General features: G+C 63.4%; 17 protein-coding genes. 2 read left to right on the top strand and 15 right to left on the bottom strand.

The window, feature by feature from the left end:
• Positions 1-13 precede the first annotated feature (13 nt).
• From PGP17_RS06320 to PGP17_RS06260, 13 genes are all read right to left on the bottom strand, one after another.
• Positions 14-1,747, bottom strand: coding sequence for a proton-conducting transporter transmembrane domain-containing protein (locus PGP17_RS06320; protein ID WP_270374660.1), 1,734 nt, complete (start codon positions 1,745-1,747; stop codon positions 14-16).
• Positions 1,740-2,045 (bottom strand): hypothetical protein, encoded by a 306-nt coding sequence (locus PGP17_RS06315; RefSeq protein ID WP_135943117.1) that lies wholly within the window; start codon positions 2,043-2,045, stop codon positions 1,740-1,742. Before PGP17_RS06315 ends, PGP17_RS06320 begins: the two co-directional genes overlap by 8 nt.
• A complete protein-coding gene (locus PGP17_RS06310) occupies positions 2,042-3,514 on the bottom strand; it encodes a proton-conducting transporter transmembrane domain-containing protein (protein WP_270374659.1) in 1,473 nt (490 codons plus the stop codon). Before PGP17_RS06310 ends, PGP17_RS06315 begins: the two co-directional genes overlap by 4 nt.
• Positions 3,511-5,028: a monovalent cation/H+ antiporter subunit D family protein gene (locus PGP17_RS06305; RefSeq protein WP_270374658.1), complete on the bottom strand. Its 1,518-nt coding sequence runs from the start codon at positions 5,026-5,028 to the stop codon at positions 3,511-3,513. The genes PGP17_RS06310 and PGP17_RS06305 overlap by 4 nt, the downstream gene beginning before the upstream one ends.
• A gap of 6 nt (positions 5,029-5,034) precedes the next feature.
• Entirely contained in the window at positions 5,035-5,448 is a 414-nt protein-coding gene (locus PGP17_RS06300; protein ID WP_270374657.1) for a cation:proton antiporter subunit C, read from the bottom strand.
• Complete coding sequence (locus PGP17_RS06295) at positions 5,449-5,892, bottom strand: Na(+)/H(+) antiporter subunit B (RefSeq protein WP_442915137.1); 444 nt, start codon at positions 5,890-5,892, stop codon at positions 5,449-5,451.
• 9 nt (positions 5,893-5,901) lie between these two features.
• A complete protein-coding gene (locus PGP17_RS06290; protein WP_442915136.1) occupies positions 5,902-6,462 on the bottom strand; it encodes a DUF4040 domain-containing protein in 561 nt (186 codons plus the stop codon).
• Entirely contained in the window at positions 6,462-6,836 is a 375-nt protein-coding gene (gene mnhG / locus PGP17_RS06285; RefSeq protein ID WP_270374654.1) for a monovalent cation/H(+) antiporter subunit G, read from the bottom strand. The genes PGP17_RS06290 and mnhG overlap by 1 nt, the downstream gene beginning before the upstream one ends.
• Entirely contained in the window at positions 6,833-7,135 is a 303-nt protein-coding gene (locus PGP17_RS06280) for a monovalent cation/H+ antiporter complex subunit F (RefSeq protein ID WP_135944106.1), read from the bottom strand. The genes mnhG and PGP17_RS06280 overlap by 4 nt, the downstream gene beginning before the upstream one ends.
• A gap of 50 nt (positions 7,136-7,185) precedes the next feature.
• Positions 7,186-7,683 (bottom strand): Na+/H+ antiporter subunit E, encoded by a 498-nt coding sequence (locus tag PGP17_RS06275; protein WP_270374652.1) that lies wholly within the window; start codon positions 7,681-7,683, stop codon positions 7,186-7,188.
• 105 nt (positions 7,684-7,788) lie between these two features.
• Positions 7,789-8,097: a P-II family nitrogen regulator gene (locus tag PGP17_RS06270; RefSeq protein WP_270374651.1), complete on the bottom strand. Its 309-nt coding sequence runs from the start codon at positions 8,095-8,097 to the stop codon at positions 7,789-7,791.
• A 3-nt stretch (positions 8,098-8,100) separates the two neighbouring features.
• The gene (locus tag PGP17_RS06265; protein ID WP_270374650.1) at positions 8,101-9,081 is read right to left on the bottom strand and encodes a sodium-dependent bicarbonate transport family permease; all 981 of its coding nucleotides are present in this window, start codon (positions 9,079-9,081) and stop codon (positions 8,101-8,103) included.
• An 83-nt stretch (positions 9,082-9,164) separates the two neighbouring features.
• Positions 9,165-10,274 carry a DUF2336 domain-containing protein gene (locus PGP17_RS06260; protein ID WP_270374649.1) on the bottom strand — a complete coding sequence of 370 codons (1,110 nt, stop codon included), beginning with the start codon at positions 10,272-10,274 and terminating at the stop codon, positions 9,165-9,167.
• Between the two features lie 216 nt (positions 10,275-10,490).
• Here PGP17_RS06260 and msrB point away from each other — a divergent pair, with 216 nt between their 5' ends.
• Both msrB and PGP17_RS06250 read left to right on the top strand, forming a co-directional pair.
• The gene (gene msrB / locus PGP17_RS06255; protein WP_135943109.1) at positions 10,491-10,898 is read left to right on the top strand and encodes a peptide-methionine (R)-S-oxide reductase MsrB; all 408 of its coding nucleotides are present in this window, start codon (positions 10,491-10,493) and stop codon (positions 10,896-10,898) included.
• Positions 10,899-10,960: 62 nt separating this feature from the next.
• Complete coding sequence (locus PGP17_RS06250; protein ID WP_270374648.1) at positions 10,961-13,228, top strand: S9 family peptidase; 2,268 nt, start codon at positions 10,961-10,963, stop codon at positions 13,226-13,228.
• Positions 13,229-13,286: 58 nt separating this feature from the next.
• Here the strand turns inward: PGP17_RS06250 and PGP17_RS06245 are convergent, their stop codons facing one another.
• A complete protein-coding gene (locus PGP17_RS06245) occupies positions 13,287-13,898 on the bottom strand; it encodes an energy transducer TonB (RefSeq protein WP_270374647.1) in 612 nt (203 codons plus the stop codon).
• Between the two features lie 182 nt (positions 13,899-14,080).
• Positions 14,081-15,652 carry a tetratricopeptide repeat protein gene (locus tag PGP17_RS06240; RefSeq protein WP_135943107.1) on the bottom strand — a complete coding sequence of 524 codons (1,572 nt, stop codon included), beginning with the start codon at positions 15,650-15,652 and terminating at the stop codon, positions 14,081-14,083.
• Positions 15,653-15,685 lie beyond the last annotated feature (33 nt).

Raw genomic sequence — 15,685 nt, 5'->3', positions numbered from 1 at the left:
ATCGCCCGAGGGTTCAGGCCGGGGAGAAGTAGGCCACGATCAGGATCAGGGCGAGGATCACCGTGGTCCAGATCGCCATGAGGCCGGACGGAACCGTCCGCGCGAGAGCTCCGCCGGGGCTGAACAGATGGAAGAGACGCCGGCCGAAGCGGGAGAACGCGCCCCCCAGGCCGCGCTGGATATGCTCGATCAGCTTGATCGTCATCACGGTACCCCAGCGCACAGCGCCATCGCCAAATCCGCGATAGAGCCAGTCGACGTCACGCACGCTGATCGGCTGACCCGCAGGATAGAGTTTCAGCGCGAGCGCCAGGGCAAATGCGAAGGCCACCATGAACAGGAGCTGCGCCTGGCCCAGAATGTGGCCGAGCGTGTAGGGCGCATAGGCGACATCGCCCGGCAGGAGCGAATAAAGCAGCTCGTAGTCCAGGCCCAGATAGAGGCAGAGCGCGCTGGCCATCGCCATGGCGATCAGCATCCCCGGAGGCGCCTCGCGTACCGTGCTCGCGTGATCCGGCCCGCGATCGGGTCCGAAGAAGACCAGGTAGGGGATTTTCAATGCGGCATGGGCGAGGACGCCGGCAGACCCGAAGACGAGCGCAAGCCAGATGTCGCCGCGATGCTCGCCAAGCACCGCAGACAGGGTCAACGCTTTAGCCACGAACCCGGAGAAGGCCGGGGCGGCCGCCAGAGCCAGCGCGGAGATCACGCCGAACAACGCGGTCAGCGGCATCCGGCGGTAGAGTCCACCAAGCTGACTGGCGCGTGCCGTCCCGGTCTGCGCCATTACGGCGCCCAGAACCATGAACATCAAGGCGATGTAGATCACGCCCACAAAGGCATTGGCCGCAACAGCCGCGATCGCTTTCTCGGTGCCGATACCGACCCCGACGACCATGAAGCCGAGCGTAGAATTGAGCGCGTAGGCGGCGCAGCGGCGCATATCGTCTTCAAACAGGATGAAGATGGCCGGAAACACCGCCATCACCGCGCCGATCACGATCAGGATGTCTTCCCCGGCATAGGCCCGGGCCAGCACATAGATGGCGAGCTTCGTGGTGAAGGCCGACAGCACGACGGCGCCCGTGGCGCTCGCCTTGGGATAGGCGTCATTGATCCACATGTGGACGAGCGGGAAACCGGCCTTGATACCGAAGCCGATCAGGATGATGCGGCCGGCCACGCTGTCGAGGCCGATCTCGTTGAAGGCCCACCCCTGGGTCTGCGCCCACACGGCGGCGCCGCCCAGCAGCAGAACGCCCGACAGGACCTGAATGGCCAGGTAACGCAGGCCGGCCCGGTAGGCGACGCTGCCCCCCGCGGCAAAGATCAGGAAGACCGACGCCAGGGCGGTCAGCTCCCAGAAGAAGAACAGGGTGAGCAGGTCGCCGGCGAAGACCGCGCCGATCGCCGCGCCGGAATAGAGCAACGCTGCGGCATCGCTCATCTGCGAGCGCTCGTGCACCGAATAGATCGCGTTGAGGAAGGCGATCAGGACGAAGATCAGACCCCAGACACGCGACAACTCGTCATAGCGGTAGGTTTCCAGCGTGAAGCCGGCCACCTCGAATGCTCCGAAGCTGCCGATGCTGGGCGTCGTCAGCATGATGGCGCCGGCGATCAGCGGTGCCGCAATCATCAGCACCTTGCGCACGACAACGCTGGGGATGAGCATGGCGAGAATGCCCGCGGCGAGGACGACGAAGGCCGGCGACATGGTGCTGAGGGAGGCGACGAACTCACTCATCCTCGCCCTCCACACGATAGGCATCGGCCGGCATCACCAGCAGCGGGTGCAGGATATATCCGAGGGCCAGGAGCAGGGCGATCGCTCCGAACCCCATGAGCGCCCAGATGCCCGGCAGCGTCTCTGGCCAGTAGCTGGCATGGCGAAGGCCCAGGAAGTCGAGCGCGAGCAGGAGCACCGCGACGATACCGAGCCCGACCAGCGTCACACGCGGCGCGGCCGGCGCCTGCAGGACGGCAAAGGGTTTTGCCAGCCGGTGCCACTCGGGCGCCCTGTCCTGGCGAGAGGTGCGGCTCATGGCAACATCTCCGTGGTGAAGACAGGTTCGAGATAGTCCACGAGCGGACCGATCGCGAAAAAGAGCACGATGACGCCGCACGCCGTGATAACCGGGGCGGCGACAGCCAGCGCCGGGGGCAGACCCGGCTTCATCGGACTGGTTTCAGGAGCCGGCTTGAAGAAGGCGCGGAACGCCACGGGCAGGAGATAACCGATATTGAGCAGGGTCGATGCGATCAGCAGCGCGATCAGCCAGGGCTGGCCGGCCTCGGCCGCGCCGTCCATCAAGAAGAGCTTGACCCACACACCGCCGAAGGGCGGCACGCCGACGATGGACAATGCGCCGATCGTGAAGGCGATGAAGGTCAGCGGCATGAAGCGGGCCAGCCCGTCCAGGCTGGAAATCTCGCTCTTCTTCGTGCCCGTGTAGATCGCCCCCGCAGTCATGAAGAGCGTGATCTTGCCGAAGGCGTGCATGACGATCTGGATGGCCGCCCCCATCAGCGCGATGGGCGTGGCGAGCATCGCGCCAAGCGTGATGTAGGAGAGCTGGGACACTGTGGAGTAGGCCAGGCGGGCTTTGAGATTATCCTTCGTCATCGCAATGATGGACGCGACCACAATGGAGATTCCGGCGATCCAGGCCAGCACGTCCGCGGCTGGCAGTACACGCATGAATTCGGGTCCGAACGTGTATACAGACACTTTCAGCATGGTGAAGACGCCGGCCTTGACCACCGCCACCGCGTGCAGCAGGGCGGACACCGGCGTGGGCGCTACCATCGCATTGGGAAGCCAGGGGTGGACCGGCATCAGCGCCGCCTTGCCGATCCCGAACGCGAACAGGAAGAGCAGAACACCCGCCGTGGTCACGCTGACGGCATCGGCCAGGATCCCGCCGGCGGTGAAGTCGGTCGTCCCGGTCAGATACCAGACCGCGAAAATGGCCGGCAGGAGCAGGCCGATCGAGGTCGACAGAAGGATGCCGAGATAGATCGTCGCGCCTTTGCGCGCCTTGGCGTCACCCTTGTGCGCCACGAGCGGATAGGTGGAGAGCGTCAGCGCTTCGTAGAAGAAGAACAGCGTCAGCAGATTGCCGGCCAGCGCGATGCCCATGGCCGAGGCAATGGCGATCGTGAAGCAGAAGTAGAAGCGGGTCTGATTGCTTTCCTTGTTGCCGCGCATGTAGCCGATCGAGAAGAGCGAGTTCACGATCCACAGACCGCTGGCCACCATGGCAAACACGGCGCCGAGCGGCTCCAGCTTGAAGGAGAGCGACAGGCCGGGCGCGAACTCGATCAGATCGATGGAGGGCTGGTCGTGCGCGATCTCGACCAGGTACGCCACGACAATGGCCAGCACGACCGCCGAGACAAGCGTTGCGGCCTCACGCAAATTGGGAAAACGGCCCAGCACCAGGACCCCGGCCCCGCCGATCAGCGGGATAATCAGGGCAAGCGCGAGTGCGAGTTCAGGCGTCCAGCTCACGATCCTGCCTCCGCATTAATGGCAGCCTGCGCTGCGGCGTTGGCCAGATCGACCATGAAGTCTGCGTGAACCCCGAAATAGATGTTCGCCGCGACCAGGATCCACAGCGGGATGAGGATCATCAGCGGAACCGGGCGAATTCGTTCGCGCCCCTCCGGCGCCGGGTGAACCCACATCACCACAAGGATGCGGTAGACGTAGAACACGGCCAGTACCGAGGAGAATACGATCGCGGCGACAGCCCACCACCAGCCATTGGCGAGCGCGGCCTGGACCAGGTAGAATTTGGAGACGAAGCCAACCGTGAACGGCACACCGATCAGCGAGAGCGCACCGATGGTGAAAGCCGCCGCCACGCCCGGCAGGGCCTGGCCGAGCCCGCGGAAATCGCTGATCCGGCGGACGCCGTAGGAATAGGCGAACGCGCCCAGCGCCATGAACAGGGCGCCCTTCATCAGCGCGTGATTAAGCAGGTGTAGAACGCCGGCGCTGACGCCGATGGCGGTTCCCATCCCAAGCCCGAGCATCATGTAGCCGACCTGGGCGACAGAAGAATAGGCCAGCAGACGGCGCGCGTCGGTCTGGAAGATGGCCTGCGCGGAAGCCAGGATCATGCCGGCAATGGCCAGCGGCGTCACAACCCAGGTCAGGCTCATCATCACGAAGGCCGACTGGGGATCGAACACGTCGAACATGAACCGGATGATGACGTAGAACGCGACCTTGGTGGCCGTCGTCGCCAGGAAGACCGTGACGAAGTTCGGCGCGAAGGAATAGGCACTCGGCAGCCAGAGATGGAGCGGGAAGAGCGCGGCCTTCAGGCCGACGCCGACGAGGATGAAGGCAAAGGCGATCTCGACCACCCGGTTGCCGGGCATATCCACCACGATGCGCGCGATGTCGGCCATGTTCAGCGTGCCGGTGGCCATGTAGAGGAAGCCGACGCCGATCACGAAGAAGGTCGCGCCAATCGTGCCCATCACGAGATAGTTGAAACTTGCCGTCAGTGCCTGGCGGTCATTCTGGTGCCCCATCGCCACAAGCGCATAAGTCCCGAGCGAGGAAATCTCCAGGAAGACGAAGAGGTTGAAGGCGTCCCCGGTCAGCGCGACGCCGTTCAGACCGGAGAAGCAGACCAGGAAGGCAGCATAGAACAGGCCGCGCTTGCCTGGAGAAATCTCGTCGGCAACGCTTGGCAGGGCGAAGATGGCTGAGAGCACACCCATCGCACCGATCAGGAGCACGATGACGGAGTTCAGCTCGTCGATCCGGAACTCGATCCCGTGCGGCGGCGCCCATCCGCCCAGCTGGTAGCTGACCACACCGCTCAGGCGGGTCTGGGCCACCAGCTCGAACGCGATGAAGAGCGCGAAAACGGTCGACGCGAGCACAACGCCCCAGGCGAAACGGCCATTGGGCACGGCCACCAGAACGGCGGCCATGAAGAGCGGAACGACGACGCCCAGAACGGGGGCATGGGCCGCAAGCGCGGCAGGAAGAAACGAAGCATCCATCAGGCTCTACGCGCCTCTCTCGACTTCGCTGGAGTAATCGGCATCGGAGATTTCGACATCCTCGATCGTTCCGTAGGCCTCGCGTATGCGCACTACGAGCGCCAGCCCCATCGCCAGAGTTGCCACGCCGACCACGATGGCGGTCAGGATCAGCACGTGCGGCAGCGGGTTGGAATAGACGGCGTGCGAGAAATGGTCCTCGGCATGATACCCGTGAGCCACGTCGCCCGGCAGGATGGGCGGCTCGCCGCCGAAAACCTTGCCGATGGTGATGTAGAGCAGGAAGACCGAAGTCTGGAAGATCGTCAGCCCGACCAGGCGCTTGACCAGGTTGGCCGAGGCAATCACGGCATACAGGCCGACCATCATCAGGACGATGATGACCGCGTAGTTGAAGCGATCGGCGAGAATTTCGACCATCTACCAGTCCTCCTCGGAGATTTCCGGGGTCCGGCCGGCGAAAGCGTAGAAAATTGCGATCATCACGCAGGTGACCGTGACCAGCACGCCGATCTCGATCAGGATGATACCCATTTGCTGGCCCGTGTGGTGAGACAGATCCGGGTGCAGGACATCATAGTCCAGGAAGTCGCCGCCAAGCAGCAAGGTGGCAAAGCCCACCCCGGCATAGAGCATCGCCCCGAGCGCGAACCCGACCCGGACCACGGCCGGCGGGACGGCGCGGCGTGCCGCATCGACACCGAAGATGAGCGCGTAAAGGATGACGGCACTGGCCAGGATCACCCCGGCCTGGAACCCGCCGCCCGGCGAATACTCGCCGTGGAAATGCACGTAGAACCCGAAGACCACGATGAACGGGATCAGGACCTTGGAGACAACGCGCAGGATGACGTGGGGAGACATGGTCATCGCCTAATCCTCCCGCTTGCCGGCAGCGCCGCCCAGGCCAAGCAGCAGCGCCACGCCGAGCCCGGCAGCAAAGACCACGAAAACCTCGCCCATCGTATCGAAACCGCGATAGCTGGAGAGCACGGCGGTGACGACGTTGGGAATGGCAATATCGTCTACCGTCATCGTCATGTATTCCATGCCGACATAGGCGTTCGCCGGAGAATTCGGGTCGCCATAAACCGGCATGTCACCGAGCGCGTAGAAGAGCAGCGCGCCGGCCACGACGACGACGGCAAGCGCCGCCGAGTGGCGCGAGGCCGGCACCGGATTGCATTCACGTGAGGTCAGCAGCATCGCGCCCAGCAGAAGCACGGTAGAAATCCCTGCGCCGACCGCAGCCTCGGTGAACGCCACATCGACCGCATCGAGTGATACGAACCAGACCGCGGAGAGCAGCGAATACACGCCGGTCAGCATCACCGCCGCGAAGAGCGAGCGCAGGCGCACCACGGCGATGCCCACAGAGAGGAGCATCGCCATGAAGACGTAGTCAAAATACTGGGTCAGATCGACGGTCTGGATCACGGCCGGGTCTCCGTGGGCTCTGCCTCATCCTCACGCCCGGGCGCGAAGCGTTTCAGGTGCGGTTTCAGGCCGGCGCGGTAGGCCGCGTTTGCCACCGCATGACTTGCGGTCGGGCTGGTCAGGAAGATGAACACCCCGATCAGCGCCAGCTTCAGCGAAAGCGCGCTCCAGCCGGCCTGCAATATCAGCCCGATCATGATGAGTTCCGCGCCCAGCGTGTCGGTCACGCCCGCAGCATGCATGCGGGTGTAGAAATCGGGCAGGCGCAGAACGCCGATCGAGCCGGCAAGGACGAAGACCATGCCCGAGACCAGCGCGGCGATGGATACGATATCGAGCGCAAGGTCGATAAACTGCATCAGGTCCATCATGCCCCTCCCGTCGGCTCGGAGCGATCCGACTGGGCGTCGTCTCCGGTGTCGCGGCGGCGGATCGCAATCTCGCTCAGAGCCACTTCCAGTGAGCGGTAACGGAAGAACTTCAGAATCGCGATCGTCGCGATGAAGTTCAAAAGCGCGTACAGGAGGGCGATGTCGATCGCGTCCCCGCGATTGACCATGACGGCGAAAACCACAAGGAACAGCACGGTCTTTGTGCCGAAGCTGTTCACCGCCAGAACCCGGTCATACAGCGTCGGTCCGAGAAACAGGCGCGCCAGCATGATGGCCATGGCGACCGCCAGACCCAGCGCCACGGCGAAATCGAGAAGTGGAATGGAGGTCACGATGAACGCCCCTCCGCCGCATCGACCGAGCGTGCTTCCATTTCACGAAAGCCCTCCATATCGGAAAACTCCCGGGTCAGCGCATGGACCAGAAAGCCGCGCTCCTCGACCTCGACCGTCACCGTGCCGGGCGTCAGCGTGATCGAGTTGGCAAACGTAGTCCTGGCCAGGTCGCTCTTGGCAGTGACAGGCACGCGGGTCAGAACGGGCTGGATGTCGAGATCGGGCTTCATCGTCGCTTTGACCACGGCGATGTTGGCCTTGACGATCTCTCCGCCGAGCCAGCCCCAGTAGCGTACGAAGGGGATGATACGGGTAAAGGGCACGCCCTCCCCGTCGACCAGTCCCATTCTCAGCGACATGCCCAGGGCGAAGAGGATGCCGAAAATGCCGAAGCCCAGGATGAGCGTGTTGGACAGCTTGTCCGACAGGACCGCCCACATGGCCGCCAAGGCCACGGTGAGCACCGCCAGATAGATGACACGACCCGCCACGTTGTCTCCTCCCCGAGCACCCGCGTTTATCAAAGGGTTTGGAGGGGTTCTAGGAAACTAGTCTGGCCATTTCCAGCAGAATCGGCTGCGCGAAACCGACTTTCCTCAGAAGCGCTCGGGACGCAGCACCTCGACATCCTGCCCGTAAATGATGCCGGGATAGCGATCGAAGAAAGGCTCGGCGGCTTCGAACACACGCTCGGCGGTCGCCTCGTTCGTGATGGCGTGCACGAGTTTCTTCTGCGTCGCATCGTTGAAATCGGCCCGGTCCCACTCGCCTTCCAGACCGCGTCCGGCACGGGCATCCACCACGGTAAACCCGGTCACGCCGGCCTGGGTCAGCAGTTCAAGCAGCCGGTTGAGATGCGCGACCTCGACGATCGCAATAAGCTTTTTTCGAACGGCACGGGCCATCGCCTAACCTCCAAGCACGGCGCGTGCGAGCGCGGTGTAAAGCGGAATACCAAGCGTCAGGTTGAACGGAAAGGTAATGGCGAGCGACAAGGTCAGATAGACCGCCGGGTCGGCCTTTGGCAGAGCGATGCGCATGGCCGCGGGCACCGCGATATAGCTCGCCGAGCCGCTCAGGATCATGAGTGCGGCCGCATCGCCGACACTCAGCCTGAGCAGCACCGCGACGCCCAGCGCCACACCGGCCCCGATCAATGGCATGACGAGGCCGAAAACCACCCCGCCCAGCCCCAGACGCCGCGCACCCGACAGGCGCCGCGCCGCGACGAGACCCATGTCCAGCAGGAACAGCGCCAGCACGCCCTGGAACAGGTCGACGACAAAGGGTTCCAGCTTGGTCATGCCGGCCGGGCCGGAGATCATGCCGATGGCAAAGCTGCCGAGCAGCAGCACGACCGAACCGTTCAGCATGACTTCGCGCACAAGCTCGCCGCGCGTGCGTCTGTCGCCCCCGGCCGCACCGCTTCCAGCCAGCAGCAAGCCGGTCAGGATGGCCGGTGTCTCCATGAGAGCGAGCACCGCCACCATGTGGCCGGAGGATGCGATCCCGGAGAGCCGGAGAAACTCGGCGCCGGCCACGAAAGTCACCACGGAAATCGAACCGTAATGGGCGGCCGAGGCGGCCGCGGTCGCCCGGTCGAGGGACGTCATGATGCGCAACAGGGCGAAGGCAATCAGCGGCATGGAAAAGCTGAGCACGACCCCGGCCAATGCGGCCAGCATCAAGGTTGTCGTGAGGCCCTGCTCGGCCACTGCGACGCCGCCCTTGAAGCCGATGGCGAGCATCAGATAGAGCGCAAGCCCCTTGGCCACGGCTTCAGGAACGGCCAGGTCGGATCGCGCAACACCGGCGAACACGCCCAACGCGAAGAACAGGACGGCTGGGGAAGTCAGGTTGGCGAGCGCAAGCGCGAACATCTCAGCCATCGGCTCGGGTTCTCCTGGCACGAATCTCAATCCGGCCGTGCACTTACAATCAGTTTTGTAGGTGAACAAGCAAAACCGGCGCGCTAGTCCGCGTTGGCGCCCTCGCGGCCGCGGAAGCTCCAGTCCCAATAGCGCAGGACTGTCTGTGCCTTGTCGACCGACAGAGTATCAAAGACATACTCGCTGCGTTCGGCGGCAACCGACCCGGCGGCAAACCCCGCCGCCAGGGACAGATAGCCGAGATGCCGGCGGGAGAGCCCTGTGGCCTTGGCCAGCACGCCCAGCGGTTCACCGCCGAGATCGCCAAGGATGCGCTCAAACAGCGAGAGCTGGATATTGGCCAGACGCGCGCCTTCCATGCGCAACGCCTCGTCATGGCCGTTCACAGCACGCTCCGCGACGCCTTCGAGACCGCCATAGCTCGAGCTGTCATTGGCTTCGCGGTTGCGTTGGCGCCGGTCGATGTAGAACAGGGTGCGCTGAACCAGTGCATCCTGGTCCTCCGGGTTCGCGACAAGCGGAAACACGTCCTGGGCCGCATCCTGGAGAATGGTGCGACCGACCGCAAAGCGGCTCAATATCATCTTGCGCTGATCGTGGCCCACGTCCCAGAAAAGCGCAAAGGCCTGGGCGGGACGCAGCTCCGCCCTGCGGATCAGCAGAAGGGCGAGGTTGTAGTCCTCGCTGGCCAGATTGATCAGCCGATCCATAGTCTGCGGCGCAATACGGGCCCCGGAATTTCGCAACAGGATGGTGAGGACGTGCGGATCGGCCGCTGCGACCAGGGCCGCGGTGACGGTCTCGCTGACCTGTTCACGACGCGCGAGGGCGGTGCGGTGACTGACATCGCCAGCCCTGGCGATCTCCATCATGTCGAAATCGGTCAGCGCCTGCGATCGCTCGAGGATCGGCTTGGCAATCTCGAAATTGTCCAGCGCCAGGCGGCGAAGCAGGCCGGCTGGCGCCTCGGCCTGTTCGGCCAGGCGGGCGGCCACGCGGCCCCGCAGCTCGGGATTGGCCGTGCGAAGCATCTCTTCGAGAACATCGGCCACCATCCAGCGCTCCTGAGGGGTCACTGTGCTGGACGGGAGGCAGACAATATCGGCCAGGCGCCGGGTCAGGACCGAGCGCGCATTGCGCTTGGCCGGTTGCGGTGCCGGAGCAGTCGGCGATGCGGTAAAATGGTCGGCCATCGGTGCGGAGCCGTTCTTGTCGAAGCGTTCACAAAGACTCCAGAAAGGGTCACACGCAGGCGTTAATTAAGCGTGGCTGGGCACGTCCGTTCACGACCCGCCCGTCCCGTCCGTCGGGGTTTTCCGGGGCACATGCAATCTGTCCCGTGTCCGCGTCGAGGGAGAGCCTATATAGACATATCACCCTTATCTTCAGATGGAGGCATCACGCCGCCCATGCCCAAGCTCGACAAGACTGAGATTGCGACGTTGCGTTCGGCGCTGACACCGGAGCAGGACAAGGTTGCATTCAAGGAAGGGACGGAACGGCCCGGCTCCAGCGGACTGAACGAAGAAAAGCGCAACGGCACCTACCAGTGTGCCGTATGCGGAAATCCGCTTTTCGGGTCACGCCACAAGTACGAATCGGGAAGTGGCTGGCCAAGCTTTTTCGATACGTGCGGCGAAGGCTCGCTCGAGACGAAACGCGATTTCAAGCTAATCATCCCGCGCACCGAGATGCATTGCGCCAATTGCGGCGCCCATGTCGGCCACGTTTTCAACGATGGTCCGCAGCCCACCGGACAACGTTGGTGCGCCAACGGTATCGTGCTGGACTTCGTACCGGAGGATGGTGAAGACTAGCCCGGTCTTGTCCTGAGCGGGCGCGGAGGTCGCGCTGATGGACGTCATCGGAGCGCCTTGTCATGCCCTTTCCCTCCTTCTACGTGTTGCGCCGAACCGGCGCCGCGGTCGTCGCGATCCTTGCGATCGGCCTTGCAGTGCGCGTCCACGCCTCTGCCCAGGAGATGTCATCCGACATGCACCAAGCCACCCATAACGCGCTGATCGACCGCGCCCTCGAGATCGACGCTCCGACAACGGAGCAGCGCCCGCTCGAAACCGAACAGCTCGGCCGCACGCGCGTCGATCCCTATGCCTGGTTGCGCGACGATAACTGGCAGGAGGTCATGCGCGATCCGAGCGTTCTGCGCGACGATATCCGCACGCACCTCGAGGCGGAGAACGCCTATTACAACGAGGTGATGGCCCCCACGACCGAGTTGCAGCAACGGCTGTACGAGGAGATGCGCGGCCGCATCAAGGAAGACGACAGCTCGGTGCCCGATCGCGATGGCGAGTGGTTCTACTACACACGCTTCCGCGAGGGGGGCCAGTACCCGGTCTTCGCGCGCCGGCCCGCAGACGGGAGCGGCGAAATTTCGGGTGAAGAGCAGATCATCTTCGATGGAGATGCCGAGGCGGAAGGCATCGAGTATTTCGATATCGGATCGGCCGAGCATTCACCCAATCACCGATACCTGGCTTATGCGATCGATACCGCGGGGTCGGAATTCTACACGATCAAGGTCCGCGATCTCGAAACCGGCGAGAATGTCGCCACGCTCACCGAGGAAGGGTATGGCTCGCTGGTCTGGGCGAACGACTCCCAGACGCTCTACTGGGTCTGGCGAGACAGCAATAACCGGCCGAAGCGGGTTTACCGTCAGGCGTTCGACGCCGCCGAGCCCGAGCTGATCTACGAAGAGGCAGACGACGGCTATTTCCTCGGCGTCTCGAAAACAGATGGCGATCGCTGGATCGTGGTCTCCGCCAACGATCACACGACGAGCGAAATGCGTGTGCTCGACGCCGGCGATGCCGACGCGCAAGCCATGCTTGTCGCTGCACGCGAACCGGGCGTGGAATACGACCTGACAGAAGCAGGCGGCGAGATCTTTGTCCGGACCAACCTGGACGACTCCGTCGATTTCAAGATCATGCGCGCGCCCCTGGACGATCCACGTCGGGAAAACTGGCAGGACCTGATCGCCCACCGGCCCGGGACTCTGGTTCTGGGCATGGACGGCTATCAGGACTGGCTGGTGCGTATGGAGCGCGCTAACGCCCTGCCCCGCATCGTCGTGCGCAATCTGGAGAGCGGTGAAGAACACGAGATCGCATTCGAGGAAGAAGCGTATTCGCTCGGCCTGGATGGCGGCTACGAGTACGCGACCGATACGATGCGCTTTTCCTATGAAAGCCCGTCCACGCCGGAAGAAACCTTCGAATACGACCTTGCCGCCCGCGAGCGGACCCTGTTGAAGGTTCAGGAAGTGCCCTCCGGACACGATGCCGACGATTACGTCGTGCGCCGCATTCAGGCGACCGCCCGCGATGGCGAGCAAATTCCGGTGACGGTCCTGTACCGCGAAGGAACCCCGCTGGACGGAAGCGCACCGCTATTGCTCTACGGCTATGGATCGTACGGGATCACGATACCGGCGAGCTTTTCCACATCGCGCCTGTCCCTGGTCGATCGCGGAATGATCTACGCGATCGCCCATATCCGCGGGTCTATGGCAAAGGGATACGGATGGTATCTCGACGGCAAGCTCGACAACAAGCAGAACACCTTCAACGACTATGTCGACGCCGGACGCGCGCTGGTCGAGCAAGGCTATACCAGTGAGGGCCGGGTCGTAGCCTATGGCGGTTCGGCAGGCGGGTTGCTCGTCGGCGTCGCCATCAATCAGGATCCGAGCCTGTTCGCCGGCGCGGTAGGCGCGGTCCCATTCGTAGACGTGCTGAACACCATGAGCGATGCAGAGCTTCCGCTCACGCCGCCGGAGTGGCCCGAATGGGGCAATCCGCTGACCGACGAGGCTGCCTACGAGTATATCGTGTCCTACTCGCCTTACGATCAGGTCAGTGCGCAAGACTATCCTCACGTGCTCGCCACGGCCGGCCTGACCGATCCGCGGGTGACCTATTGGGAGCCGGCCAAATGGATTGCAAAGCTGCGTGAATTGCGCACGGACGAAGGCCTGACCCTGCTGCGTACCAATATGGGGGCCGGTCATGGCGGGGCATCGGGCCGCTTCGACTCGCTGCGCGAGCGCGCCGAAGAATATGCGTTCGCCCTGATGGTCACCGGACTTGCCGATCAGGAGGCGAGCACGACGACCGAATAGGCTCGCCACATTTCGCCTGCCAGACGCCCCGGCCCGCAAGGACCGGGGCGTTTTTCGTCTAGTCGTTCAGCGTGAAATCCAGCCGTGTCGTCAAACCGGAGTGGACAATGTGGCCTGCCCCGTCGGCCATGGTCGCATTGTAGCGCCAGTGCTCGACCGCAGCATGGGTCGCCGCGGCGAAGGCAGGCTCGCAGCCGCTGATCTGGATATTGGTCGTGCGACCATTGCCGAGCACATCATAGCGAACCAGGCAGCTGGCTTCCTGACCACGCCGGGCCTGGGAGGGTGGATAGACAGGAGCCGCACGTGTGAGGGGAGTGCTGCCCGGATCAAGGGCGATATCGCCGGGGTCGACCGGGCCCGAAGCCGGGCTCGAAACGGGATACTGGCCGGAGACACCCGGGTTGCCCCTTGCGGCCGGTACATCGCGGCTCAGGGATGGGATGTCCGGCATTGCGAGCGTTTCCGGCGCGTCGGGCAGAGGCTCGCGCACCGCTACATCGGCCACGATTTCGCCGATCGAAACCTGCACCGGGTCGATCTGCCGAACCGGTGGCGGTGACGGAGCGTCGATCAGCCGGGACATCAAGAAGAAGAGCAGAAGCGTTATGGCTCCGGCGACGGGCAGGAGCAGGCTAGTTCTCGCACTGAAGGCTGTGACTGCAGTCATGACAATCCTCCCTGGCCCCTCTCACGAGAGAGGCTCAGCCCGCCCAGCCACATGAACACTCTGTAATGAATGGGGCAGGAATGTGCCGAATTCACGCTTGGCGCGATCTTCCTGCGGATCCGGCAAGAAAAAACCCCGGTGGAGAACCACCGGGGTTTATTTTCAGTCTTGTCGGCGCGTCTCTAGCCGCGGGCTTGAGCCGCCTCGGCTTGCTGACGGGCCGCCTCGATCTGGCCTTCGGCGAACGCCGCGGCCTCTTCGTCAGTCTGGTTCGGCTGACGGATCTGGACCGCATTCTCGTTGAACCAACGCTCACACCGCTCCGGCACGTCAACGATGGGCTGACCGTATTCGTTGAAGTCTTCAGGCGAACCGACGAGCGTGATGATGTCGGCTTCCTGATCGAGCGTCAGGCGGCATTCGTCGATCCGGACCTGCTGAAGACGGGTCACACGGGCCTCTTCAGCACGAATCTGGCCTTGCACGAAGCGGATCCAGTCACTGGCCGCACGGCGGGAGTCCCCATACTGAGTACCGTTTTCGAACGCCTGCAGGGCGCCCTGACGGTTGCCAAGCTCGAAACGAACGGTACCAAGAAGAACCCAGGCATCGCCGGCTTCGTCAAGACCGCCACGGTTCAGCGCGGTTTCAAACCAGCGAGCGGCCTCTTCGAAACGGTTCTCCTGATAGAAGGCCTCGGCCAGCTTCAGGGCGTTCTCACCGTCGCCGGTAATTTCCGCGATCCGGGCCAGGACCGGGATGGCGTTGCCGAACTCGGAGGCCTGGCGCCACATATTCGCCAGCGTTTCAAGGTTGCGGACATTCTCCTCAATGCATCCGGCGTTGATATTGCGCTCCAGGATGGTCGCCCCGCGATAGGGGTTCTCATAGAAGCTGTAATACTGGGCCAGGTTGAGCAGACGGCTGCTGTCTTCACAGCGCAGCAGACCGTTGAGATACATCAGCTTGTTGGCTTCGAACGCATCTTCCTCACGGCCCGTCCGCGCAAAGAGCGCAATCAGGTTCTGCCAGGCGGTACGGTTGCCCGGGAAATAGTCGAGGCTGGCGCGCACGACCCGCAGCTCGTCGTCGCTACGCTCGAGTTGCTGGTAATACGCCTGCATCAGCGAGAAATCGGCGTACGTCTTATCGCTGTTCGGCACGTTCTGGTAGTAATGCTCCGCGTAGCGAAGCCCCTCCTGCCAGCGCTCTTCCTGCGCGTGCGCCTGAGCCAGAAGCTTGGCCAGCGATGCAGTCAGGGTCGCCCCGTTATTCAGAGCGATCTCCATCTGCCGGATACCCTCGGCCGTGTTGTCAAGGACCATGTAGAGCTGGCCGATATTGACCCTGAGCGAGTTGGATTCGTCAGGCACGAGCGCACCGGTGTTGATCGCGCCGAGGAAGTCATCGATGGCTCCGCGATAGTTTTCCTGCTGGAAGTACACGCCGCCGCGCATACGCAGGATCACCGACCGCTCGTACGCCGTTACGTCGCGCTGGACGAGGCCATTGAGGATCTGAAGGATCTGCTGGGTCGGCATAGGCTCCTGATCCATCAGCTCCTGTACTTCCAGGATTGGCTCACCGATCGCCGCAGACAACGTGCGGTCGACGTTGTCTTCTTCTTCCTGGTTACCTCGATTGCGCTGCGCGTCGGCATTGGCGACGACGGAACACGCAATGGCGCCGGCAAGAAACAGCGCGCCGGCTGCTTTGATCCAAAGAGACGGATCGATTGTTCTGGAGCGGATCATTCCGGGTCTCCCAATCGGAAGTCGGGCGGGGCG

It is taken from the genome of Marinicauda sp. Alg238-R41, from assembly GCF_947331485.1.
Classification (GTDB): Bacteria; Pseudomonadota; Alphaproteobacteria; order Caulobacterales; family Maricaulaceae; genus Marinicauda; species Marinicauda pacifica.
The sequence above is the reverse complement of the archived record's forward strand: the minus strand, read 5'-3'. Positions and strand labels throughout refer to the sequence as shown.

Coding starts and splice junctions, on each gene's coding strand:
- PGP17_RS06320 (WP_270374660.1), bottom strand. CDS start 1,747: ATGAGTGAGTTCGTCGCCTCCCTCAGCACCATGTCGCCGGCCTTCGTC.
- PGP17_RS06315 (WP_135943117.1), bottom strand. CDS start 2,045: ATGAGCCGCACCTCTCGCCAGGACAGGGCGCCCGAGTGGCACCGGCTG.
- PGP17_RS06305 (WP_270374658.1), bottom strand. CDS start 5,028: ATGGATGCTTCGTTTCTTCCTGCCGCGCTTGCGGCCCATGCCCCCGTT.
- PGP17_RS06300 (WP_270374657.1), bottom strand. CDS start 5,448: ATGGTCGAAATTCTCGCCGATCGCTTCAACTACGCGGTCATCATCGTC.
- PGP17_RS06295 (WP_442915137.1), bottom strand. CDS start 5,892: ATGTCTCCCCACGTCATCCTGCGCGTTGTCTCCAAGGTCCTGATCCCG.
- mnhG (WP_270374654.1), bottom strand. CDS start 6,836: ATGATGGACCTGATGCAGTTTATCGACCTTGCGCTCGATATCGTATCC.
- PGP17_RS06280 (WP_135944106.1), bottom strand. CDS start 7,135: ATGGCCATCATGCTGGCGCGCCTGTTTCTCGGACCGACGCTGTATGAC.
- PGP17_RS06270 (WP_270374651.1), bottom strand. CDS start 8,097: ATGGCCCGTGCCGTTCGAAAAAAGCTTATTGCGATCGTCGAGGTCGCG.
- PGP17_RS06265 (WP_270374650.1), bottom strand. CDS start 9,081: ATGGCTGAGATGTTCGCGCTTGCGCTCGCCAACCTGACTTCCCCAGCC.
- PGP17_RS06260 (WP_270374649.1), bottom strand. CDS start 10,274: ATGGCCGACCATTTTACCGCATCGCCGACTGCTCCGGCACCGCAACCG.
- msrB (WP_135943109.1), top strand. CDS start 10,491: ATGCCCAAGCTCGACAAGACTGAGATTGCGACGTTGCGTTCGGCGCTG.
- PGP17_RS06250 (WP_270374648.1), top strand. CDS start 10,961: ATGCCCTTTCCCTCCTTCTACGTGTTGCGCCGAACCGGCGCCGCGGTC.
- PGP17_RS06245 (WP_270374647.1), bottom strand. CDS start 13,898: ATGACTGCAGTCACAGCCTTCAGTGCGAGAACTAGCCTGCTCCTGCCC.
- PGP17_RS06240 (WP_135943107.1), bottom strand. CDS start 15,652: ATGATCCGCTCCAGAACAATCGATCCGTCTCTTTGGATCAAAGCAGCC.